This is a genomic window from Ligilactobacillus sp. LYQ139, assembly GCF_045033025.1.
Classification (GTDB): domain Bacteria; phylum Bacillota; class Bacilli; order Lactobacillales; family Lactobacillaceae; genus Ligilactobacillus.
Genome location: NZ_JBJFZW010000001.1, coordinates 203,545 through 225,150, shown reverse-complemented (window position 1 = coordinate 225,150; position 21,606 = coordinate 203,545). Strand labels below are relative to the sequence as shown.

The 21,606-nt window shown below is 48.6% G+C and carries 27 protein-coding genes, 1 riboswitch and 1 other annotated feature (1 of these 29 only partly in view); of the genes, 25 read left to right on the top strand and 2 right to left on the bottom strand.

All coding sequences use genetic code 11. The features are described 5' to 3' along the window. Positions 1-35 (top strand) — a sequence feature (ribosomal protein L20 leader region); it begins 97 nt to the left of the window's first position. A gap of 44 nt (positions 36-79) precedes the next feature. The 13 genes from infC to rpmF all read left to right on the top strand — a co-directional run bounded on the left by infC (position 80) and on the right by rpmF (position 7,863). After that, the gene (infC, locus tag ACI3E1_RS01100; RefSeq protein ID WP_405023836.1) at positions 80-577 is read left to right on the top strand and encodes a translation initiation factor IF-3; all 498 of its coding nucleotides are present in this window, start codon (positions 80-82) and stop codon (positions 575-577) included. A gap of 57 nt (positions 578-634) precedes the next feature. After that, complete coding sequence (gene rpmI / locus ACI3E1_RS01095) at positions 635-835, top strand: 50S ribosomal protein L35 (protein ID WP_283581584.1); 201 nt, start codon at positions 635-637, stop codon at positions 833-835. Between the two features lie 72 nt (positions 836-907). Next, positions 908-1,264 carry a 50S ribosomal protein L20 gene (gene rplT, locus ACI3E1_RS01090; protein ID WP_405023835.1) on the top strand — a complete coding sequence of 119 codons (357 nt, stop codon included), beginning with the start codon at positions 908-910 and terminating at the stop codon, positions 1,262-1,264. Between the two features lie 287 nt (positions 1,265-1,551). Next, the gene (locus tag ACI3E1_RS01085; protein ID WP_405023834.1) at positions 1,552-2,085 is read left to right on the top strand and encodes a YqeG family HAD IIIA-type phosphatase; all 534 of its coding nucleotides are present in this window, start codon (positions 1,552-1,554) and stop codon (positions 2,083-2,085) included. Beyond that, positions 2,072-3,193 carry a ribosome biogenesis GTPase YqeH gene (yqeH, locus tag ACI3E1_RS01080; RefSeq protein ID WP_405023833.1) on the top strand — a complete coding sequence of 374 codons (1,122 nt, stop codon included), beginning with the start codon at positions 2,072-2,074 and terminating at the stop codon, positions 3,191-3,193. The genes ACI3E1_RS01085 and yqeH overlap by 14 nt, the downstream gene beginning before the upstream one ends. A gap of 21 nt (positions 3,194-3,214) precedes the next feature. Then, on the top strand, positions 3,215-3,526 hold the full coding sequence (yhbY, locus tag ACI3E1_RS01075) for a ribosome assembly RNA-binding protein YhbY (RefSeq protein WP_405023832.1): 312 nt from the start codon (positions 3,215-3,217) through the stop codon (positions 3,524-3,526). Between the two features lie 13 nt (positions 3,527-3,539). Continuing rightward, positions 3,540-4,178 carry a nicotinate-nucleotide adenylyltransferase gene (locus ACI3E1_RS01070; RefSeq protein WP_405023831.1) on the top strand — a complete coding sequence of 213 codons (639 nt, stop codon included), beginning with the start codon at positions 3,540-3,542 and terminating at the stop codon, positions 4,176-4,178. After that, positions 4,171-4,770 (top strand): bis(5'-nucleosyl)-tetraphosphatase (symmetrical) YqeK, encoded by a 600-nt coding sequence (gene yqeK, locus ACI3E1_RS01065; protein ID WP_405023830.1) that lies wholly within the window; start codon positions 4,171-4,173, stop codon positions 4,768-4,770. The genes ACI3E1_RS01070 and yqeK overlap by 8 nt, the downstream gene beginning before the upstream one ends. 7 nt (positions 4,771-4,777) lie before the next feature. Continuing rightward, positions 4,778-5,134, top strand: a complete 357-nt coding sequence (rsfS, locus tag ACI3E1_RS01060) for a ribosome silencing factor (protein WP_405024045.1) — start codon at positions 4,778-4,780, stop codon at positions 5,132-5,134. Beyond that, positions 5,134-5,880, top strand: coding sequence for a class I SAM-dependent DNA methyltransferase (locus ACI3E1_RS01055; RefSeq protein WP_405023829.1), 747 nt, complete (start codon positions 5,134-5,136; stop codon positions 5,878-5,880). The genes rsfS and ACI3E1_RS01055 overlap by 1 nt, the downstream gene beginning before the upstream one ends. Position 5,881: 1 nt before the next feature. Then, complete coding sequence (locus ACI3E1_RS01050; protein WP_405023828.1) at positions 5,882-7,066, top strand: nucleotidyltransferase; 1,185 nt, start codon at positions 5,882-5,884, stop codon at positions 7,064-7,066. Next, positions 7,041-7,595, top strand: coding sequence for a YceD family protein (locus ACI3E1_RS01045; RefSeq protein WP_405023827.1), 555 nt, complete (start codon positions 7,041-7,043; stop codon positions 7,593-7,595). The genes ACI3E1_RS01050 and ACI3E1_RS01045 overlap by 26 nt, the downstream gene beginning before the upstream one ends. An 88-nt stretch (positions 7,596-7,683) precedes the next feature. Then, entirely contained in the window at positions 7,684-7,863 is a 180-nt protein-coding gene (gene rpmF / locus ACI3E1_RS01040) for a 50S ribosomal protein L32 (protein WP_405023826.1), read from the top strand. A gap of 212 nt (positions 7,864-8,075) precedes the next feature. Here the strand turns inward: rpmF and ACI3E1_RS01035 are convergent, their stop codons facing one another. Further along, a complete protein-coding gene (locus ACI3E1_RS01035) occupies positions 8,076-8,282 on the bottom strand; it encodes a YjzD family protein (protein ID WP_405023825.1) in 207 nt (68 codons plus the stop codon). A 113-nt stretch (positions 8,283-8,395) separates the two neighbouring features. Here ACI3E1_RS01035 and ACI3E1_RS01030 point away from each other — a divergent pair, with 113 nt between their 5' ends. From ACI3E1_RS01030 to pyk, 3 genes are all read left to right on the top strand, one after another. Further along, positions 8,396-11,701, top strand: coding sequence for a DNA polymerase III subunit alpha (locus ACI3E1_RS01030; RefSeq protein WP_405023824.1), 3,306 nt, complete (start codon positions 8,396-8,398; stop codon positions 11,699-11,701). Positions 11,702-11,841: 140 nt separating this feature from the next. After that, positions 11,842-12,804 carry a 6-phosphofructokinase gene (pfkA, locus tag ACI3E1_RS01025; protein WP_405023823.1) on the top strand — a complete coding sequence of 321 codons (963 nt, stop codon included), beginning with the start codon at positions 11,842-11,844 and terminating at the stop codon, positions 12,802-12,804. A gap of 75 nt (positions 12,805-12,879) precedes the next feature. Further along, positions 12,880-14,634, top strand: a complete 1,755-nt coding sequence (pyk, locus tag ACI3E1_RS01020) for a pyruvate kinase (protein ID WP_405023822.1) — start codon at positions 12,880-12,882, stop codon at positions 14,632-14,634. Positions 14,635-14,736: 102 nt separating this feature from the next. On the opposite strand, the gene ACI3E1_RS01015 is transcribed toward pyk, so the two are convergent. After that, the gene (locus tag ACI3E1_RS01015) at positions 14,737-15,105 is read right to left on the bottom strand and encodes a type II toxin-antitoxin system RelE/ParE family toxin (RefSeq protein WP_405023821.1); all 369 of its coding nucleotides are present in this window, start codon (positions 15,103-15,105) and stop codon (positions 14,737-14,739) included. 178 nt (positions 15,106-15,283) lie between these two features. Here ACI3E1_RS01015 and ACI3E1_RS01010 point away from each other — a divergent pair, with 178 nt between their 5' ends. The 9 genes from ACI3E1_RS01010 to ACI3E1_RS00970 all read left to right on the top strand — a co-directional run bounded on the left by ACI3E1_RS01010 (position 15,284) and on the right by ACI3E1_RS00970 (position 21,444). Beyond that, on the top strand, positions 15,284-15,739 hold the full coding sequence (locus ACI3E1_RS01010) for a DUF441 domain-containing protein (RefSeq protein ID WP_405023820.1): 456 nt from the start codon (positions 15,284-15,286) through the stop codon (positions 15,737-15,739). Positions 15,740-15,756: 17 nt separating this feature from the next. Continuing rightward, positions 15,757-16,632 (top strand): S1 RNA-binding domain-containing protein, encoded by an 876-nt coding sequence (locus ACI3E1_RS01005; protein WP_405023819.1) that lies wholly within the window; start codon positions 15,757-15,759, stop codon positions 16,630-16,632. Positions 16,633-16,687: 55 nt separating this feature from the next. Then, entirely contained in the window at positions 16,688-17,050 is a 363-nt protein-coding gene (locus tag ACI3E1_RS01000; protein ID WP_405023818.1) for an N-acetyltransferase, read from the top strand. Then, on the top strand, positions 17,043-17,837 hold the full coding sequence (locus ACI3E1_RS00995; RefSeq protein ID WP_405023817.1) for a segregation and condensation protein A: 795 nt from the start codon (positions 17,043-17,045) through the stop codon (positions 17,835-17,837). The genes ACI3E1_RS01000 and ACI3E1_RS00995 overlap by 8 nt, the downstream gene beginning before the upstream one ends. Next, complete coding sequence (gene scpB / locus ACI3E1_RS00990; RefSeq protein WP_405023816.1) at positions 17,812-18,411, top strand: SMC-Scp complex subunit ScpB; 600 nt, start codon at positions 17,812-17,814, stop codon at positions 18,409-18,411. Before ACI3E1_RS00995 ends, scpB begins: the two co-directional genes overlap by 26 nt. After that, positions 18,404-19,123, top strand: a complete 720-nt coding sequence (locus ACI3E1_RS00985; protein WP_405023815.1) for a pseudouridine synthase — start codon at positions 18,404-18,406, stop codon at positions 19,121-19,123. Before scpB ends, ACI3E1_RS00985 begins: the two co-directional genes overlap by 8 nt. A gap of 62 nt (positions 19,124-19,185) precedes the next feature. Beyond that, positions 19,186-19,307, top strand: a riboswitch (FMN riboswitch). A gap of 63 nt (positions 19,308-19,370) precedes the next feature. Beyond that, the gene (locus ACI3E1_RS00980) at positions 19,371-19,964 is read left to right on the top strand and encodes an ECF transporter S component (protein WP_405023814.1); all 594 of its coding nucleotides are present in this window, start codon (positions 19,371-19,373) and stop codon (positions 19,962-19,964) included. 131 nt (positions 19,965-20,095) lie between these two features. After that, positions 20,096-20,407, top strand: a complete 312-nt coding sequence (locus ACI3E1_RS00975; RefSeq protein ID WP_405023813.1) for a hypothetical protein — start codon at positions 20,096-20,098, stop codon at positions 20,405-20,407. 11 nt (positions 20,408-20,418) lie between these two features. Continuing rightward, positions 20,419-21,444 (top strand): LacI family DNA-binding transcriptional regulator, encoded by a 1,026-nt coding sequence (locus ACI3E1_RS00970; RefSeq protein WP_405023812.1) that lies wholly within the window; start codon positions 20,419-20,421, stop codon positions 21,442-21,444. Positions 21,445-21,606: the final 162 nt, after the last annotated feature.

Here is a 21,606-nt window from a genome sequence, read left to right as displayed (position 1 = left end):
TGCAAACAGCAACGTACCCGTTTTTTCTGCGTTTTCTCTTGATTATAAATGGAGGTGAAACGTTATAGCATTCGATAAAATGGTAAACGGTGGCATTCGCGCTCGTGAGGTACGGTTAATCTCAGCTGGTGGTGACCAGCTCGGGGTAAAGTCCAAGCAAGATGCGTTAAGGATGGCAGAAGATGCTAACCTTGACCTTGTATTGGTTGCTCCGAAAGCCAAACCGCCCGTTGCTAAGATTATGGACTACGGGAAGTACCGCTTTGAATTGCAAAAAAAGCAGCGGGAAGCCCGGAAAAAGCAGAAGACCGTAAGTGTTAAGGAAGTGCGGTTAAGCCCGACAATTGACACGAACGACTTCAACACGAAGGTGAAGGCGGCATTCCGTTTCTTGAAAAAAGGGAGTAAGGTAAAGGTCTCAATTCGGTTCCGGGGCCGGGCTATTACCCATAAGGATATTGGCCGGGAAGTTTTGAACCGGTTTGCCAACGAGACAAGTGAGGTTGCAACGGTTGAATCAAAGGCTAAGATGGATGGGCGGAGCATGTTTTTGATGCTTGCTCCTAAAAAGGATTAACCGTAAACGAACCGGGAATTCCCGGGAAACTTTAGATTTAGAAGAGGAGAGATTATTATGCCAAAGATGAAGACACACCGCGCATCAACAAAGCGTTTTAAGCGGACTGGAAATGGTGGCTTGAAGCGGCATCACGCTTATACTTCCCACCGGTTCCACGGGAAGACGAAGAAGCAGCGGCGGCAATTACGTCAGCCAGGGATGGTTTCAGCTTCTGACATGAAGCGGATTAAGCAGATGTTAAGCCAAATGAAGTAGGCTTTGCACCAGAAATAACGAAAATTAAGACGAGGGCTCGCTTTGAGGGTCACATTTTAAGGAGGAATTTATATGCCACGTGTTAAGGGTGGATCAGTTACGCGCCAACGCCGTAAAAAGATGATTAAGCTAGCAAAGGGTTACCGGGGAGCAAAGCATATCCTGTTTAAGACTGCCAAGGAACAGGTAATGAAGTCCTACCAGTATGCTTACCGTGACCGGAAGAAGACAAAGTCTAACTTTCGGAAGCTCTGGATTGCCCGGATTAACGCTGCTGCTCGGATGAACGGAATCAGCTACAGTAAGTTAATGCACGGTTTAAAGTTGGCAAGTATCGACATTAACCGGAAGATGCTTGCTGACCTTGCCGTTAACGATATGGACTCATTTAAGGCAATCGTTGATGAAGCCAAAAAGGCACTCGATTAATTAACCTTGGGTAAGTAATAGGAGGCTGCGCCAAAGGGCGCAGCCTCCTATTACTTTGTGTAATCTGCTACCGAAATAAACGGGCTGAAAGGAAGTGCGGCAGCTGGCGAATCTAATGTTTCGCGATTCGTTTGGATTTATTGCTTTCATCACGCCCGTTTTTGGCTTTATTATATTGGTTCAACATGCTGAGACCTTCTCACTTTGATAATGGGCTGATGGTTGGTTTTCGGCAAGCGATAATGTAGAATAAAAAGGAATATGACATGTGAGGAGTACGGCTGAATATGCTTTCAAAGTTCAAACCAACGTGGACAATTGAGTCTATTTTTAATATTACCCCGGCAGAGGTTAACCGGCGGGGGATCCGCGTGATTTTAACTGACCTAGATAATACGTTGATGGCGTGGAATAACACGGACGGTGATCAAAAACTACGGGCATGGTTACAGACTATGAATCAAGCTAAAATCCCTGTAGTAGTTGTTTCTAATAATAATCCAGGGCGGGTTGAAAAGGCGGTTCAGCCGCTTGGAATTCCGTACTTTGCCCGTTCGCTTAAGCCATTAACCCGGGGAATTCGGCGGGTTCAGCGAAAGTATCAGCTGGAAAATGATGAGGTAATTCTTGTTGGCGACCAGTTAATTACTGATATCTGGGGTGCTAACAGGGCAGGGATTCGGAGTGTGCTGGTAAAGCCGCTCGTTAAGTCTGATAACTGGAATACAAAGCTAAACCGGATGGTTGAGCGACAAATTAAGCGGCTCCTTAACCGGCAGGGATATGTGTTTGATTGGAGGCATTCGCTTGATAAAGAATAATTCTGAAGAATTGCACTGTATTGGGTGCGGGACCTTGATTCAAACCAATACTCCCAAGCAATCAGGCTACACGCCGGCTTCGGCTTTAGAGAAAGCTATGGCAACCGGAACGGTATATTGTCAGCGGTGTTTTCGGCTGCGCCACTATAATGAAGTGACTGATGTTGAGTTAACGGATAAGGACTTTATCCGGATTTTGCAGCATATCGGGGCGACTAATGCACTGATTGTTAATGTAGTTGATATTTTTGACTTTAACGGTTCGCTTATTCCGGGGCTACACCGGTTTACCGGGAAGAATCCCGTAATTCTGGTAGGAAATAAAGAGGATCTTTTGCCAAAATCACTACATCGTTCTCGAATTCAGGATTGGCTCCGGCAACAGGCAAACCAGGCGGGGTTGCACCCGAAGCAGGTAGTGCTAACCAGTGCAACGAAGAACCATGCTGTCGATGAGTTGCTTGCGGTAATTGAGAAGTACCGGAACGGCCGGAATGTCTATGTGGTGGGAACGACTAACGTTGGAAAGTCGACCCTAATTAACCAAATTATTAAGCAAACGACCGGAATGGCAGACGTCATCACTACGTCCCGCTTTCCCGGAACAACCCTCGACCAAATTGAGATTCCCCTAGATGACGGGCACTATTTGGTCGATACTCCGGGAATTATTCACCGGGAGCAAATGGCGCACTATTTGACCGGTAAAGAACTCCGGTATGCGTTACCTCAGCGGGAAATTAAGCCCAAAACCTATCAGCTTAATTCGGAACAGACCCTTTTTTTAGGGGCGTTGGCCCGTTTTGATTACGTGGCAGGTCCCCGGACCGGGGTAACGTTGTACCTTGAAAATAACTTAAAGGTTCACCGCACAAAATTGGCAACCGCTACGCAATTTTATCACCGGCATGCGGGGGAACTCCTTCAACCCCCGTTTCCACAAAATATTAAGGATTACCCGTCCCTTGTGCGCACTGAGTTTAAGGTTACCACTAAAAGTGACCTAGTGTTTGCTGGGTTAGGCTGGATAACGGTGCATCCGGGAATGGTTGTTGCGGGGTGGGTTCCAAAGGGAATGACCATAACGCTTCGACGGGCAATGATTTAGTGAGGATGAATGGGAGAAACTATGAAACTACGCGGAAAGCAAAAACGATATTTACGCAGTTTAGCTCATCCAATGCGGCCAGTAGTTCAGGTTGGAAAGGATGGGTTGGACAGGCAGTGGCTTTTACAGGTTGAAGAAACGATTGAAAAACGTGAACTAATTAAGGTTTCAGTGTTACAGAATGCGTTGGAGGAGCCGGCGGATGTGCAGGCCTTTATTGAACAGCACAGTCAGATTCAGGTAGTGCAAGTTATTGGGCACACGTTAGTGTTGTTTAAACGGGCGGACAATAAGGAAAATCGGCGAATTTCGCGTGACGTTGCCAAGATTTAATGGGGGAGATAAGGTGAGCTACCGGAAGAAAGTTAATAAGCCAACGGTTGCGGTGCTTTCTCAGGTCGAGTTTTCCGCCCCACGGCATCGGGTTGGCATTATGGGGGGGACGTTTAACCCAGTGCATAACGGCCACCTAATAATTGCTGAACAGGTACGGAGTCAACTTGATTTAGACAAAGTGGTGTTTATCCCCGATAACGAACCGCCCCACGTTGACCCCAAAACGGCAATTGCGGGGGCTGATCGTCTAGCAATGCTCAAACGAGCGGTAGCCGGTCAGCCACAGTTTGCCGTGAGTGATATGGAACTTGTTCGGGGAGGAAAGAGTTATACAATCGACACGATCAAAGAACTCCGTCAGCGCCACCCGGAAAACGATTATTACTTTATTATTGGGGGGGATATGGTGGCCGACCTTCCTAAGTGGTATCAGATTGATAAACTGGTAAAACTGGTCACCTTTGTTGGGGTGGTACGGCCGGGATATGAACGAACCAGCGCGTACCCGATTACCTGGGTGGATGTCCCGGAATTTGCGGTTAGTTCGACGTTGATTCGGCGACTGATTAAAATGGGTGGTTCGATTAAGTACCTTGTCCCGGGAAGTGTCCGCGAATACATTGAAGAAAAGGGGTTATACCGTGAATGAAGTTGAATACCAGAAGCACTATTATCCTGGGACCCGGAACGAATTGGTTGCCCGGTTACGCGAACAGTTGAGCAAATTTCGTTTTGAGCATGTTATTCGGGTGGAACATACTGCAGTGAAGTTGGCTTCCCGGTACGGGATTGACGAGGAGAAGGCGAGCGTTGCTGGCTTGGTTCATGATTACGCTAAGGAATGTAGTGATGAGCAGTTTAAGGCGGTAATTCAAAGTGAACATTTGGATCCGGATCTGCTTAACTGGGGAAACTTTATTTGGCACGGTGAGGTTGGTGCGTGGATTATTGGTCAGGATCTGCGGATAACCGATCAGGAGATCCTTGATGCGGTCCGGTTCCATACCGTGGGAGCACCACATATGACCCCGTTGCAACAACTAATTTATGTTGCCGATTTTATTGAACCAGGCCGGGATTTTCCAGACGTTGCAACGGCCCGTGCGGTTGCCCAAACGTCATTGGAACAAGCAGTAGTGTATGAAACCAAGCACACCTTGACATATTTGATGGCGAACGACCGGCCAATTTACCCGGCGGCAATTGCAACGTACAATGCGTGGATTGGAAAAAGAAAGTAGGGATATGATGGATAGTAAGCAGTTATTGGCAACCGTTGTCCAGGCGGCAGACGGGAAGCGAGCAGAACAGATTGTTGCGCTTAACGTGCAAAACGTTAGTCTATTAGCGGATTACTTTGTAATTATGCAGGGAAACTCTGAGCGGCAGGTAAAGGCGATTGCTGACAGCATTGATGAGGCTGTTACGGAGGCTGGCGGAACGATCAGGAACGTTGAGGGGAAAAACGGCGCTAACTGGATTCTTCTTGATCTCGGCGATGTAGTGGTGCATGTTTTTCAAGAGGAGACCCGGCAGTTTTACAACCTTGAGAAGTTATGGTCAGATGCGGAGCGCGTTGATGTTTCAGCGTGGGTTAACGATTAATGATTTATACCACCTTTGCCCAGTTGTATGACCAACTCATGGAACCTGCCTTCTATACGCAGTGGATGGTATACGCCCGTAAACGGTTAATTCCAAGGGCGCCAACGCTTGACCTTGCATGCGGGAGTGGGCGGTTGAGCGTTGCGCTTGCGCAGGCGGGTTATCCCGTAATAGGACTGGATCAAGCAGAAGATATGTTGACTCTTGCTGGTGAGCACGCGGCTACGGCGGGGGTAACCGTTACCTTGGTTCAGGGGGACATGGCAGACTTAATGGGCCTTCCCCTAGTAGAAAACGTGGTGTGTGCAGCGGATTCTCTGTGCTACCTTCCGGATCACGCCACCCTTGTTCGAACATTTAAGGCTGTGTACCAGAGATTAAAACCAGGTGGGGTTTTCTTATTTGACGTTTTAACCCCATACCAGGTTGATCATGTTTTCCCGGGATACATGTACAATTATGAGGATGACGAGCAAGCGTTTATGTGGACAAGTTATTCGGGGAGTGAGCCCCATACCGTTGAGCATGATCTGCGCTTCTTTGTGTGGAATGAAGCACTTCAGGGATATAGGCGGTACAGCGAACTTCATCGCGAGCGGACAGAGTCGTTAGTGGCATACTGGCAACTCCTGCAAGTAATTGGTTTTACGGCAATTGCCGTTACTGATGTCATGGGGAACCCAGCTAGTTCACAGGCAGATCGGTGGTACTTTGCGTGCCACAAACCAGAAACGGCGGGTGAATAGGATGGAAGCGGTCGGAATCATTGCGGAATATAACCCGTTTCATAACGGTCACCTGTATCAGCTTCGGCAGGTAAAACAGCGGTTCCCCCATAGTGTCATTGTGGTTGCCATGAGTGGTAATTACCTGCAACGGGGAGAACCAGCGTGTCTTGATAAGTGGGTTCGGGCTCAAATTGCGCTTCTTAATGGGGCGGATGTAATTGTAGAATTACCGGTCAGAGCAAGTGTGCAGCCAGCCGACGTATTTGCCCAGTGGGGGGTACGCATCCTTGCTAATCTTGGGGTTTCTATCCTTGCCTTCGGCGCGGAACACGCGGGGTATGACTTTGCATCGTTGGCTACCCAAACAGCGGCGGTGCAAGGAGATTTTACGGTTCATGATCAATCGTACGCAGCGACATACCAGCAGGCCATTGCGGCAAAGGTCGGGTATCCTATAGATCAACCAAATGATGTATTAGGGTTAGCGTATGCAAAAGCAAACCAAAAGCTTGCTCATCCCCTTCGGCTTGCACCAATTCAACGGCACAACGCGGCGTATCTGGATGCCGACCTGGCAGCTGGTTCCATTGCAAGTGCAACGGCAATTCGGCGGGCATGGCAGAATGGTAAATATACGGATGTTTGCCGGTATGTTCCCCGGGAAACGGCTAGGGCTTTACGCCATGGTGCTTTTGTTAACTGGAAGCAGCTGTGGCCGGGACTCCGGCAGCGCCTTGTAACGGTGTCTCCGGTTCAGTTACGATTAATTGTTGGGATGACCGAGGGAATTGAGTACCGGTTGATTCGGTTGGCACAAGAATTACCCCCATCAACGTCATTTGAAACGTGGCTGCATGCGGTTAAATCTAAGCGGTTTACTTATACGCGGTTAGCGCGGTTGGCGATGAACGTAGCACTTGGAATTACTGCAAACGAGGTTACGACGTTTACTGCTCATCCGTATACTCACTTATTAGGATTTACCACGCAAGGGCAGCAGTATCTACGTTGGGCTAAGCACCATTATGCTTTTCCGGTGTTAACTAAGATTAACCAGAAGGATAAGAATGGGTTTTATGCTCCCGACTACCGGGCAGGGGTCCTTTATCAGTTAGCAGCTGGTGGTCAGGAGCAGGATTTAAAGCGGGCGCCTGTCCGCGTAACAAGGGAGGATGACAATGGAAGTACGGTGGTCATTAAATGAGTTAGCCCAGCTTGGAATTGACGAGCTTCCGGTTGACGCTGTGTTGGATGTTAAGAAAGCGGTCAGGGAACGGAACGCCCAGGTTCAGGATGTTGCTCCGGTGAAGGTAACCGGAGTAATCGCGCAGGATCAACGGGGAGTTATCGCAACGATTCATGTGGCAACGACGGTGACGCTCCCATCGAGTCGTAGTTTAACCGCTGTTGCTGTTCCGGTCGCTTTCACCTTTGCGGAATACTACGTTAGCGAACACGAACAGGATTTTTCCCGTTTCACCAATGACGATGTTGTAATCCAGCCAGAACACGACGTGGTTGATCTAGCAACAGCCGTGGCGGAGAACATTGTTTTACACTTGCCCCTTAAGGTTTTATCCCCGGAAGAAGAACGGGGTGGTAATTTTCAGAGGGGGAACGACTGGCAGGTAGTGAGTGAAGAGCAACTCACTTCCCAGCGCCGAAAGACGGTGGATCCCCGGTTGGCAAAGCTGAAGGATTTTTTTGACGATGAGAATGGCGATAAAAACTAAGGAAGAGTTGCAATTTACCGTAAAAACAAGTACAATCTAACACGTTAGGCAATTTGCAATGAGAGATTAACGAAGGAGGTGTTTACTGATGGCAGTCCCACCACGGAAAACATCTAAGACGCGGAAACGGTTACGGCGGACGCACTACAAGCTCCAGATTCCTGGGATGAGTGCTTGCCCGAACTGCGGCGAATTACGGAAGTCACACTACGTATGCCCGAACTGTGGGTACTACGGTGACCGCGAAGTTATTAAGGTGAACAAGTAATTAAGTACAAATAGTGGGGATGGAACAATTCCATCCCCACTATTTGTACTATATAAACGTAATGTTCGTGGTTACTTGGCTTTTTCACATAATTTAAAATTAAAACAAGCGGACTGAGTGGAAGGTGCAATCCTTTAAATCGGTGTTTTGCGATCCGTGCAGCTCACTGTGCCTACTTAGTCCGTTTGTTGTTTTAGTGTACGTTTTAACTATTATGCGTTCTTTTTCGCTTTATCAGGATCTTGAATGATAAAGTGAAGAGCGTTGATGATGATAAAAGCACCAATCATCGCAATGATTCCACTGGTAAGTGGTGCGAACGTCGCATTGGTTAAGGGGGCAACGATGTAACCAAAAACCTCGCCGTAGATAAATCCCCAGAAGAGGATGGTTAATTCCTTTGCAATTAATTTTGCCATTACAAGCACCTCACATTCACTATTATCGTACCATACTTTTTGACAAAGGGTGGGGACAATTCTAGTGATTTGGTATAATAAACGCGAAGTTACTACGGGAAGGAGGGAGCTTGGTGAACGGTCCACTTCAGGTAATCAGTTGTAATAGTATTTTACAGAGTACCTTACGGGTTAAAGATTACGTTGCGGTAGCTCAAAAAATGGGGTACACCACGCTTGCACTTACAGACCGTAATGTTATGTACGGAACGCTTTCTTTTTATGAAGCGTGTCACCAAGCAGGCATTAAGCCTGTTTTAGGCATTACGTTGGAATTGAATAACCCGGCAACAACTTCTTCGTGGAACCGGCTTATTGTGCTTGCTCAGGACGCAGCCGGATACCAGAATCTCTTACAGCTTTCTTCGTTAAAGTTAGGGGTTAACGCGGATCAACCAGCTAACCATGCGGTAACACCAGAAGAAATAGCACCATACCTAGGTCATACCTTTGTGGTGACTGACCCACTGCATAGCTCCCTGCGCCTTCCTTCTACGGATTCAGAATGGTTGCGGCCGCTGGTAACCGCTGCGGGGCCTGACCACGTATTCGTAGGAATTAGCCCGCAGCAGGATAACGCCCAAAACGAACAGCTGATTACCCGGGGGCGACGATTAGGGATTGCCCCTGCTGCCGTTTGGACGGTGGAGTACTTAACCGCACATGATTATGGGGCTCTTCAAGTTGCCCGGGCCATTCAACGGGGGATTACGGTTGACGATGGCGTTGCTTTAACTCATCGCACGGGCGGAGCAGCACTGGTTTCTCCGGAAAAACTGGAACGCCAGATGAATTCCCTTCCGGCAGTGGCTCGGCGAAATACCCGGCGAATCATGGAGACAGCGACCGTTACGGTTCCGTTCAAACATCCCGAATTGCCGGCATTTCCGGTGCCCGCAGGACAAGTTGCCGCTGATTACTTGAAAGCACAGTGTGAGGCGGGACTAGCCTCCTTGGTTCCGTCAGCTAAGCGGGCGCCTTATATTGCCAGGTTAAACCATGAATTGGCCGTGATCCACCGGATGGGCTTTGACGATTACTTTTTGATTGTGAGTGACGTGGTCCGGTTTGCCCATGACCATGGGATTATGGTGGGTCCGGGGCGGGGATCAGCCGCTGGTTCGTTGGTTGCTTATGCTTTAGGAATCACCACGATTGATCCACTAGCTTCCGGATTACTTTTTGAGCGATTCTTAAACGAGGAACGCCAGCAAATGCCTGATATTGACCTTGATATTATCGATTCCCGCCGTGAAGAAGTGGTGCGGTATGTACACCAAAAATACGGGGAGGACCGCGTCGCGCAGATTATTGCCCTGTCGACGATGGGACCGCGGCAGGTTATTCAGGACGTAACGCGTACGCTAGGATTACCGCAGTACCGGCAGGCTGAATGGAGTCGGGCACTCCCCAGAGGGGTTACTTCCCTCCAAGAAGCGTACCAGCAGTCTGGCCGGCTCAGGGATTTAGTTGATGCGGATGAATTGGGCCGGGCCTGTTTTAAAATTGCCCGTACCCTAGAGGGGCTTCCGCGGCAAACGACCGTTCACGCTGCGGGAGTAGTGCTTAGTGCGGCCCCTCTTACCAGTGTTGTTCCCGTTCAAATGGGGAATAACGGCATTCTCTTGTCGCAGTATGCAAAGGGAGACGTTGAGCGGGTTGGGCTGTTAAAAATGGACTTTCTTGGGTTGCGGAATTTAAGCGTACTTCAAACGACGCTGCGGCTCGTTAACCGGCACAAGAAGGTGCCGCTGCGGGAAGCAGATATTCCGTTGAACGATCCAGCGACCCTCAAAATGATGGCGATGGGGCAAACATCCGGCGTATTCCAATTTGAGTCCGCGGGAATTAGGCGCGCACTTCGTCAGGTTGCGCCGACTACGTTTGACGATATTGTTGCGGTGAACGCCCTGTACCGGCCGGGTCCGTTAGCTAACATTGATGAATTTGCCGCTCGACGGCACGGGCGTAAACCGGTGACGTATCCTGCCCCGGCAGTTCGTCCGATCCTAGCAGCAACCAGTGGGATTATTATTTATCAGGAACAAGTGATGCAGGTTGCCGCAACCCTTGCTGGGTTTTCGATGGCGCAAGCCGACCTGCTCCGGCGGGCGATTAGTAAAAAGGACCAACAGGCTCTTGATAACTTGCGGACGGCCTTCATAAGGGGCGCGGTTGCCCGGGGGACGACCCAGCAGGCTGCCACCCAGGTCTTCCAGTACATTGAGCGGTTTGGTAATTATGGGTTTAATAAGTCGCACGCCGTTGCCTACTCTAAATTGGCGGTGCAACTTGCATACCTTAAGTGCCATTATCCAGCGGCGTTTTACGTTGCACTGTTGAATAGTACCATGGGAAACCGGGCGAAGATGCAGCAGTACGTAAGTGAGCTTCAATACCAGCACATTTCGGTAGCGCCGCCCCTGATTAACCGGGCGGGGAGACTCTTTACGTTACACCATGGACGGGTAGTTTTTGGTTTGCGGATGATCCGGGGCCTTCGGAGTGACGTGGTTGACTCCGTTTTGACCGAGCGGAAAAAGAACGGTCCGTTTACGTCGTTTAAGAATTTTGTTGATCGTCTTGATCAGCGATTCCGGCAGGTTGAGTTAATCACCCCGTTAATTTATAGCGGGGCATTCGATGAGTTTGGAAGTAACCGGGCACAGTTGGTGGCGGAACTTCCCGGGACGTTAACGGCCGAAAATCTAAGTGGAACAAGCGCTGAGTTAAAGGATGTTTTGGCAAGTAAAATACAACCGGCTACCAAATTGACGTTGGTCGACCAGCTGACTAAGGAACAAGAGTACCTAGGCGTGCGGGTTTCGGGACATCCTACGGACCAGTACCGGCTATTAGGCCAGATTATTGGAGCAACGCCCGTGGCACGGGTTACACCGGCGCAGCACACCGTGCGGTTAATTGTAATGGTTAAAGCCGTTCGTAAGATTACGACCAAAAAAGGGCTGCCAATGGCGTTTGTTACTTGTGAGGATGCGGGAAAGAGTATTGAGCTAACGGTTTTTTCACGGGTGTACTTACAAAATAAGGGGCGGCTTCGTCCCGGCCAGTTGGTGGTAGTTACCGGGCGACCCGAGGAACGAAACGGTCAGGTTCAAGTAGTAGTCGACCAGCTGTTGGATGTTACGGCGGTTGATATGAAAAAGTGTTTCTTACGTTTGCCAGCATCACGGGCAACATCGCGGGAGAAACTTCATCAGATACTAATGACCGCCCGCCGGGGAAAAATGCCGGTAATTTTAGTCGATGATGAGCGTCATTTTCGGCAATTGTTACCTAAGAAGTACTGGCTTGATGAACGAATGGTTCCATCGGAATTGAAAATGTTACTGGGATCAGAGAACGTTGTTATTAAGTAAACGCTTGCTTACAGTTACTTAAGACATGATGAAAATTAATGAAAGACTAATTGAAAAGTTTCACAATTAGGCAGATTTTTACGGATAAAAGTGATAGTATAGCAGGTGGAGAATGTATAGCTTTTACTTGAGGTGAAGAAATGAAACGGATTGGGATCTTAACGAGTGGTGGCGATTCATCAGGAATGAACGCTGCCGTTCGGGCCATTGCTCGGTCAGCAATGAACGCAGGGCTCGAAGCATATGGAATTAACTATGGTTACAAGGGCCTGGTTGAAGGAAACATTTTCAAACTGGAAACCAAGGAGCTTGATGGGATTATTAACCGTGGTGGAACAATTTTGTACTCTGCGCGGTTTCCTGAGTTTGCTCAGGAAGAAACCCAGTTAAAGGGGATTGAGCAGTTAAAGAAATTTGGAATTGACGCATTGGTTGTTATCGGCGGTGATGGTTCCTACCATGGTGCTGAAAAGTTGACCAAACACGGGTTCAACTCAATTGGTGTTCCGGGAACGATTGATAACGATATTCCGGGGACGGACTTTACGATTGGGTTTGACACGGCGGTGAACGTGGCTACCGAAGCCCTTGACCGGATTAACGATACGGCAACGTCCCACCAGCGGACGTTCGTCGTGGAAGTAATGGGACGGGGAGCCGGTGACATCGCATTGTGGGCTGGAAATGCTGCCGGTGCTGATGAGATTGTTATCCCGGAGCACGATTACGACATTGCTAAGATTGCCCAGCACATTAAGGATAACGCGAAGAACGGGAAGGATCACTTCTTGATTGTCCTTGCTGAAGGGGTGATGTCTGCTCAGGACTTTAAAGCTGAGTTAGATAAGCACGGGGACTTTGATAGCCGTGCAGTGACGTTAGCCCACGTCCAGCGTGGCGGAACGCCAACCGCTAAGGACCGGGTCCTCGCTAACAAGCTTGGGGATTACGCAATCCAGTTACTTATGCAGGGGAAGGGTGGCTTGGCTATCGGGATTCACAATAACCAGTTGGAAGCCCACGATATTATTGATACCCTTGAAAACCACAAGCATGAGACGGACGTTTCATTGCTTGATTTAAACGCTCGCGTTCGTTTCTAAATAATACGCGCTAAATCAACGGTAATGACTGACATAAAAGTCGTTATATTATTTCAATAAGGAGCGATTTCACTTATGAAAAAGACCAAGATCGTAAGTACTCTTGGACCAGCCAGCAATGATCTCGATACGATCGTTAAGCTGATTGAAGCAGGTGCGAATGTTTTTCGGTTTAACTTCTCCCATGGTGACCATGAGGAACACCTGGGGCGGTTAAACCTGGTGCACGAAGCTGAGAAGAAGACCGGCAAGACGGTCGGAATCCTGTTGGATACAAAGGGAGCTGAAATCCGGACAACCGTTCAGAAGGATGGCAAGATTCCATTCCATATTGGGGATGAAGTGCGGATTTCAATGGATGATTCCCTTGAAGGAACCAAGGAGAAGATCGCCGTTACCTACCCGGGATTGTATGATGACGTCCACGAGGGTGGTCACGTGTTATTCGATGACGGTCTGATTGACATGTTAATTGAAAAGAAGGATGACGCAAACAAGGAGCTTGTCTGCAAGGTTCTTAACGAGGGAGTTTTAGGTTCCCGGAAGGGAGTTAATGCTCCTGGCGTTTCAATTAACCTGCCAGGGATTACGGAAAAGGACTCAAGTGATATTCGCTTCGGTCTTGATCACGAAATCAACTACATCGCCGCTTCGTTTGTGCGGAAGCCGCAGGATGTACTGGACATTCGTGAACTGCTCGAAGAAAAACACATGGAACACGTTCAGATTTTCCCGAAGATTGAATCACAAGAGGGAATCGACAACTTCGATGATATCATGAAGGTTTCTGATGGATTAATGATTGCTCGGGGTGATATGGGGGTTGAAATTCCGCCAGAAAACGTGCCGTTGGTTCAGAAGGACTTCATTAAGAAGTGCAATGCATGGGGCAAGCCGGTTATCACAGCGACGCAGATGCTTGATTCCATGGAAGAGCATCCACGTCCGACGCGGGCTGAAGCTTCTGACGTTGCTAACGCCGTCTTTGATGGAACGGATGCAACGATGCTTTCAGGTGAAAGTGCTAACGGGGACTACCCGGTTGAATCCGTTGCGACGATGGCTCGGATCGACGTGAAGGCTGAAAACGCCTTGCGGCAGCACCGTAACCAGACATTTGAAGAATTCGATAAGACTGATGTTACGGAAACAATTGGTCGGGCTGTTGCTGAAGCAGCTAAGAACCTGGACATTAAGACGATTGTTGCCGCAACTCGTTCAGGACACACTGCTCGGATGATTTCCAAGTATCGTCCAGATGCTGATATTCTTGCCCTGACGTTTGACGAACGGACACAGCGTGGTTTGATGGTTAACTGGGGCGTTTACCCGGTTGTTACTGACAAGCCAGCTTCAACTGATGATATTTTCCGTCTGGCAACTGATGAAGCTAAGAAGCAAGGCTTTGCTAAGGATGGCGATTTGATCCTGATTACGGCTGGTGCCGGTGAAGAAGGAACCACGAACCTGATGAAGATTCAGCTGATTGCTTCTAAGTTGGTTGATGGCCAGGGAGTTGGCGAAGAGACTGTAATTGGTAAGGCAGTTGTTGCAACGTCAGCCGATGAAGCTAACAAGAAAGCCGTTGAGGGCGGAATTCTTGTTACGAAGAACACGGATAAGGATTACTTACCGGCCATTGAAAAATCATCTGCACTGGTTGTTGAAAACGGTGGATTGACCTCTCATGCGGCCGTTGTCGGAATTTCAATGGGAATTCCGGTAGTTGTTGGTGCGAAGGACGCAACCAACATTTTGAACGATGGTCAGCTAATTACGGTTGACTCACGGCGGGGTGTTGTTTACGACGGCGCTTCAAGCTCAATTTAATGTGAATCTTGATCTAGGAAGTGCACGCGGTGCACTTGCTTAGGGATAAGAAAACTCCCGAAGATGGTGACGACCAATCTTCGGGAGTTTTTGTGTTGTCAGCTAATTAAGGAGTTGAGAGGTGAGCGTAAGTTTTTGGAGATGTTTGATTTCCCGGTCGACCTTATGAATTTCCTTATCAGGGGTTTTCTGCGTAGTTTTGCGGAATGCGTGCATGAGAGTATAATCTCCATCCTGAGCCAAAAACATTAACCGGTATTTTCCAAGCCGAATTTTGTACAGGTGTCGGTATGGTAGCCGGAGAATCATGCGTTTTACGGTTGGTCTGGTAAGGGGCAGCGTTTGAGCTTCCATTTGCTTAAGCATGGAATTCACCTTCCGGTAGATACTGGGATCCTTTTCTTTGATTTTTTTATACCACGTAGTGAAGGGGACGTTTCCCCGATTATCTTGATAAACATAGATTGCCATGCGGGTTACTCCGTTTCTCAATTATTTTCTCTAACCACTAATTGTAACATTTGTTTGCTAAAAGAACGGCGGGGGTGCTTGCTGGTTCTTAGTGAATTATGGATAATGGGAAGCGACATGGAAAATCATAATAGTTAGTATGGCGGTTCTTGCCGTATTTATTAATGGAGGGTGGAACGTGGAAAGTTGGTTATTTTTATTAGTAATTTTGGCGGTAGCCTTTTTGAGTAAAAATACATCCTTAACGGTGGCAGCAGTGGTTGTCTTGGTACTGAAGGCTATTCCGTTTAGTGGACGGTTAATGCAGGTGATTGACGCTCGGGGAATTAATTGGGGGGTAACGATAATTTCCATTGCCATTTTAGTACCAATTGCGACGGGCCGGATTACTTTTGAGGATCTATTTCGGGTGATGAAGTCGCCGGTTGGTTGGATTGCAGTGGGATGCGGTGCACTGGTAGCAATTTTGTCAAAGCACGGGGTTGGGTTACTAGCAGCATCACCGGAAATTACCGTTGCCCTGGTATTTGGGACAATTATTGGAGTAGTGTTTATGCGGGGAATTGCCGCAGGACCGGTAATTGCCAGTGGAATTACCTACTGCATTATCACACTGTTACACCTTACAGTTTAATGGGAGGGATGAATGGAATGTTAGTTGATTTAATTGGTCGGACGATTCAGGCAAGGGTTACGGATGAAAACGACCGCTTTATCTTTGCACAAGCAGCCGGAGAAACGTTTCGGCTCGCTAAAACCGAATTACATTCAGTTCCCTCAAGGGGGACACTAATCACGGGATTTGCGTATGAAAACGCAGCTCACCAGTTGCAGCTAACGAAAACGGCCCCGAAAAGTGGGATTGACCGGTATGCGTGGGGAACGGTAGTTGCGAGCAGACGTGACCTTGGTGTCTTTGTAGATGTTGGGTTACCGAATAAAGATGTAGTGGTTTCTCTCGATGATTTACCGACAGTTTCGCGATTATGGCCGCGCCAGGGAGACCGGTTGTTGGTGGCCCTGCGGGTGGATGATAAGGCCCGGATGTGGGCAGTCTTAGCTACCGCTGACCAAATTCGTCAGGTAAGTGTTTTAGGGGACCAACGGTTGCGAAATCAAAACGTTACCGTAACGGTCTACCAGCCCAAACTAGTCGGTTCATACGTGTTAACGCAAGATTATGTGCGGGGGTTTATTCATCCTACTGAATGGGATGAAGAACCTCGCCTGGGGGCGACCTTACAGGCGCGGGTAATTGGGGTTCGTCCCGACGGAATTCTTAACTTATCAGTTAAACCGCGGGCATACGAAGCCATCGAACCTGATGCGGCGATGCTAAAAGCTGCCTTGGAGCATACGCCAGAGCATTCCCTACCGTATTGTGATAAGAGTTCGCCTGCAGCCATTCGTTCCTACTTTGGCATCAGCAAGGGACAGTTTAAACGGGCTTTAGGGCACCTTCTAAAGGCTGGGATAGTTGAGCAGGATAACGGGACGATTCGGCTCCGGACACCTTTTGACGATTAGGGCGTAGGTGTGCTACCCTAGCATATGTGTTTAGGAGGATTAGGGGGAGACTAGGATGTTGTATAAGTATAAGGATGATTACAGGAAGGTTGCGATGGGTCTGCTATCGTTTATTCCGGAATTAAAAGAGATTCCACACCTAAAAAAGGAATTGGCGTGGTACGATGCGGATGAGTACCGGAACCTATTTTTGTGGAAAAATGACAATGGTAATTTTAGTGCGGTAATTGGTACGGAAATTAACCCTGATAACCGGACAATCATGGTTCGCCGGGTAGCGGTTACGCCAAATGAGCCACGGGACGTTCAGTTTCAGATGTTGACGGCGCTAGCAAACCGGTTTCCTGAGTATAAAGTAATGGGGAACTTTGCAACGTCAGGGCTAATTACCGCGTGGGAAAAGCAAACTAATGAGTAGTAAGAAGAATGATAATTCGCAGCAGGTCCCAGCGGCGCTAACCCTTAAGCTTGAGCAATTTGAGGGGCCGCTTGACCTGCTGCTCCATCTTATTAAAAAAAATAAAGTGGATATTTATGATATTCCTGTTGCTAAAATTACTTCCCAGTATGTCGCTTATTTGCACCAAATGAAGGAACTGCGGCTTGACATTGCTGGGGAGTATTTAGTTATGGCGGCCACGCTTGTTAACATTAAAAGTCGGATGCTTCTTCCCCAGCAACATGCACAGGATGAACCGGAAGAAGAGGAGGACCCCCGGGTAGAATTGGTAAATCAACTGGTTGTTCACCAGCAGTTTCAACGGGCAGCTGCCGAGTTAGGAGCGCTGGTCGAAAAACGGAGTGGGGAGTATGGTAGGCCGGAAGCTGCTTTACCAGCAGACGCTCATTTAGGGCAACTGGCCCCTGCAGGGAGCGATATTCTTACTCAGATGCAGCAAGTAATGCTGAAAATGACACAGCGGGCAGTTAACCGGCGTCTTAGCCGCCAACCCCGGCAGGTAAAGCGGGAACGCTATACCGTTAAGCACCAAATGACTTACTTACGGCAACGGCTTAGGCGCTGCCATAAAGTAGAGTTTATGATGCTCTTTTCGTCAACGGCGGCCCCTGAACAATACGTAACAACTTTTATGGCACTCCTTGAATTGATGCGGCGACAGGACGTGGTTGCTGAGCAAGCGGAAAACTACGGACCAATTATGATAAGTGAGGGACGGCATGGCAACAAACCAAGCAAAGATTGAAGCCCTGCTCTTCGTGAGCGGAGACGACGGAATTACGGTAACGGAACTAGCGCAACTGGTTGGAATCTTAAAGCCGGCAGTTTTGGAACAGTTGGCGCGCTTGGAGCAGAAATATTCAGCAGACCGAAACGGGAGTTTGACCCTAATTCATGCGGAAGACAGGTACCGGTTGGTTACTAAACCGGGTGTTGCTACCGTTGTTCGCCGTTACTTTGAAGCGCCCGCAATGGCGACTCTTTCGCCTGCAGCCCTTGAAACCCTGGCCATTATTGCTTACCGGCAACCAGTTACGCGGGTTGAGATTGAAGGAGTCCGGGGAGTGCGGGCGAGCACAATGTTGCAGAAACTTCAAGCGTGGGGCCTAATCGCAGTTATCGGTCGGCTTGATGCGCCGGGGCGGCCTGCCCAGTACGGAACAACACCCGCGTTTTTAAACTATGTTGGGTTGACTGCCCTTACGGACTTGCCACCACTTCCCGTTGAGGATGATGCGTTGAACGGTGAGAGTTCTAATCAATATATGACCCTTTTTAATGCAGCGCTGACAGATGAGGAGGATGATCAGGATGCCTGAACGATTACAAAAAGTAATGGCTGCTGCTGGAGTTGCATCCCGGCGGGCAAGTGAACGCCTAATTCAAGCGGGACGGGTGGCGGTTAATGGTCAGCAGGTGACAACGTTAGGGACGAAGGTTACTCCTAGTGACGTAATCACGGTTGATGGCAAGGCAATTGACCGGGAAAAAAAGGTGTATTATGTGTTCAACAAGCCACGCGGGGTGATCACTGCTGCAAAGGATGACCGTAACCGTCGAGTAGTTACCGATTACTTTACTGCGGTCAAGGAACGGGTATACCCAGTTGGCCGGCTTGATTACGACACAACGGGTATTCTTGTTATAACTAATGACGGAACGTTAGCAAATCAGTTAATGCACCCCCGTTACGGGGTTAATAAGACATACGTAGCAAAGGTTTTGGGGGTTCCTACGAACGCAGAACTGGAACGACTACGACATGGGGTACGGATTGATGATCGCCGCCCTGCAAAGGCGCGGGTGCATGTAATTAACTATGATTCTGATCAGCAGCATGCCGTTGTTAGTTTAACAATTCACGAGGGCCGTTACCATCAGGTAAAACGAATGCTTGAAGCTGTGGGGCATCCGGTGGTAAAGCTGCGCCGGACGGCGTACGGGCCGCTCACTGATCAGGGGTTAGCACCGGGCCAGTACCGGCCGTTGACTCACCGGGAGTTACAAACTCTAAGGAAAAATGTCGAGTAATTCACAAATTAATGCTGACAGCGGTTTCTAGATGTGGTAAATTATGGGTAGAATATTAGAATGTTTATTCTCGAGACAGGGCGTAAATCCCGACCGGTGGTGATAGTCCACAAGCCGTCATGCCGACGACAAGACTGGTGGAATTCCAGTATCGACAGTATAGTCTGGATGGGAGAGAATTCACAAGTTCGATTTCAACGGGGATAAGCAGTCCAATATTAAATAAATTAATATGGAGGGATGCGCAGTGCGTCATCATCGTTATTTGCAACGCTTTACGCTCACCGCGTGCCTAGCGTGCATTGCTTATCTACTGTTGTATTTTTCGTTTACGATTATTCCAATTGTTCCGTACCTTAAAGTTGATTTAGCATTGATTCCGATTCTATTTGGATTCTTTGTTTTAGGACCACAGTGGGGGTGTGGGGTAGTTTTCCTGCAAGCGGCCGTGTACTTTGTTTTAACGGGCCCCTCGGTTGGTCATTTGATTGGGGTTTTAAGTAATGTGTTGGCGGCATTGTCATTTTGCTTACCGTTTTATTGGACGATGCGGCCATGCGTGCGATGTGGAAAGCCTTCCTGGATGCGAGAGGGGCTGGCATTGGTAACCGGAACTGTAGTGATGACTGTTGTGATGGCCTTGGCCAACTGGCTGGTGTTAACGCCGTTATATATTAACGTGATTGGAATGCGTCTTGCGTTGCCGCTTCCTAAGCTAGTGTTGTTTGGGATTATTCCGTTTAACCTGATTAAGGGAGTAATCGTGGGAGGCTGCTTTGCGGTTTTATATCACTACACTGCCCGGTGGGTTTTGCGGGAGTGTCACCAGTTAGAAGAGTAATAGGATAGTAAATCATAACCGGTGAAGGGGACGTTAACTGCGACTCCGTCACCGGTTTTATGAACCCGTGACGTTAACGCGAAATTTGCGCTAGAATAAAAACAATTACAGTAGTATTAGTATGGATCGTTTTGTTAAGTCGGCATGTGCTTCCGTACTGGTTGTATGAAACACTGGCGATGTTGGTTGAAGCGCACTACGACGAGTTTATTCAGGATGACTTGGATTACCAGAATGAATTAACGCAGTGGGCGCACGCTAGGATTCGTCAAGTTGACAAGGAGGGCCGAATAACTGGGGCGGCGTTAACAACGTACCTAACCAAACAAAACCACGCTATTGCGATCCACTTTAACGAACACACGCTGGACTTTATTTTGGAATTAGTCGCACGGGGAACCGAATTTTCCCGGTTAACGTTTAAGATGGCCCCAAACCTATAGGAGGATGAACAATGGTTAGTATGCGGCAACTTGCCCGGTTAGCCGGTGTTTCTCCGGGACTTGTTTCGCGGGTTTTGAATCATGATCCGACACTGGCGGTTGCCCCGGCAACCAAACAACGGATTCAGACCCTTGCAGCGCAGTATCACTGCGTTCCTGGTAAACGAGGACCCGGGAAAAAATGGATTAATTCACTGTGCGTTATTACAGCTGTGGCAGAAAAAGATGAGGTCTATGATGATTATTTTAAGGTCATTATGACCGGAATTACCACAGCCGCCCGGGAAAACGGGTTAAGTGTTAAGACTATTTATAGGTTGCCGGAAGGTCCGGAGATGCCGGACATTGAAAAGTACGCAGGGGTTATTATGATTGGCTCGATTGCACAAGAAGCGGTAGCCACCATTGCGGCCCGAAATATTCACGTTGTTTTAATTGATAACCAGGTGGTAACAGCGGATTATCCGGCCGTGGGAGTTGACTTGGCAGCGATGACCCGTGATGCACTCATGGTCTTTACGGCTCGTAACGTTACACCAGTCGGTTTTATCGGAAATACGGTTCGAGGGATGACGCTAGCGGGAAAGTTGGGTGTAGAGATTGCTGGTGGTCGGTTGGCGGAGTACCGCCGTTTTTGTCAGCAAACACAGCAACCCGTCTATAATATTTTAGGAGCGTGGGATCCTGCGTTTGGTTATAGAGCAGCCCGCCAGCTTTTGACCGCATCTCCTGAGATTAAGGCGCTCCTAATTGCCTCTGATCCGTTGGCACTGGGGGCATTACGAGCGGTGGCGGATTTGCATATCCGGGTCCCCGCTGACCTTGAAATTTTAAGTTTTGACGATCTGGATTATGCCCGGTACCTCGTTCCACGACTTTCGACGGCAAAGCTTCCTACCCTTGAGTTGGGCCGGCGGGCAGTGTCGCTTCTTTACCAGCAACTTACAACGGCGCAGGTTATTCCCGAACAAATTACGCTTCGGGGCGAGCTAAGGATGCGTGAAACAACGAAGGCAGTTCAAAAGAAGATGGATTAGAAGAGGTTGTGCTTGGGCGCGCCTCTTTTATTGTTTTAGATAGCGTGGTTTCTAATGAAGGAGGAAAAGCCAGTTAAGCTGAATGTTTGGCGCGGTTTTTCCGGTAAAATATTGCAGAATTAAATGAAAGCGTTATACTAAACACAAAAAAGTGTTTAAGAA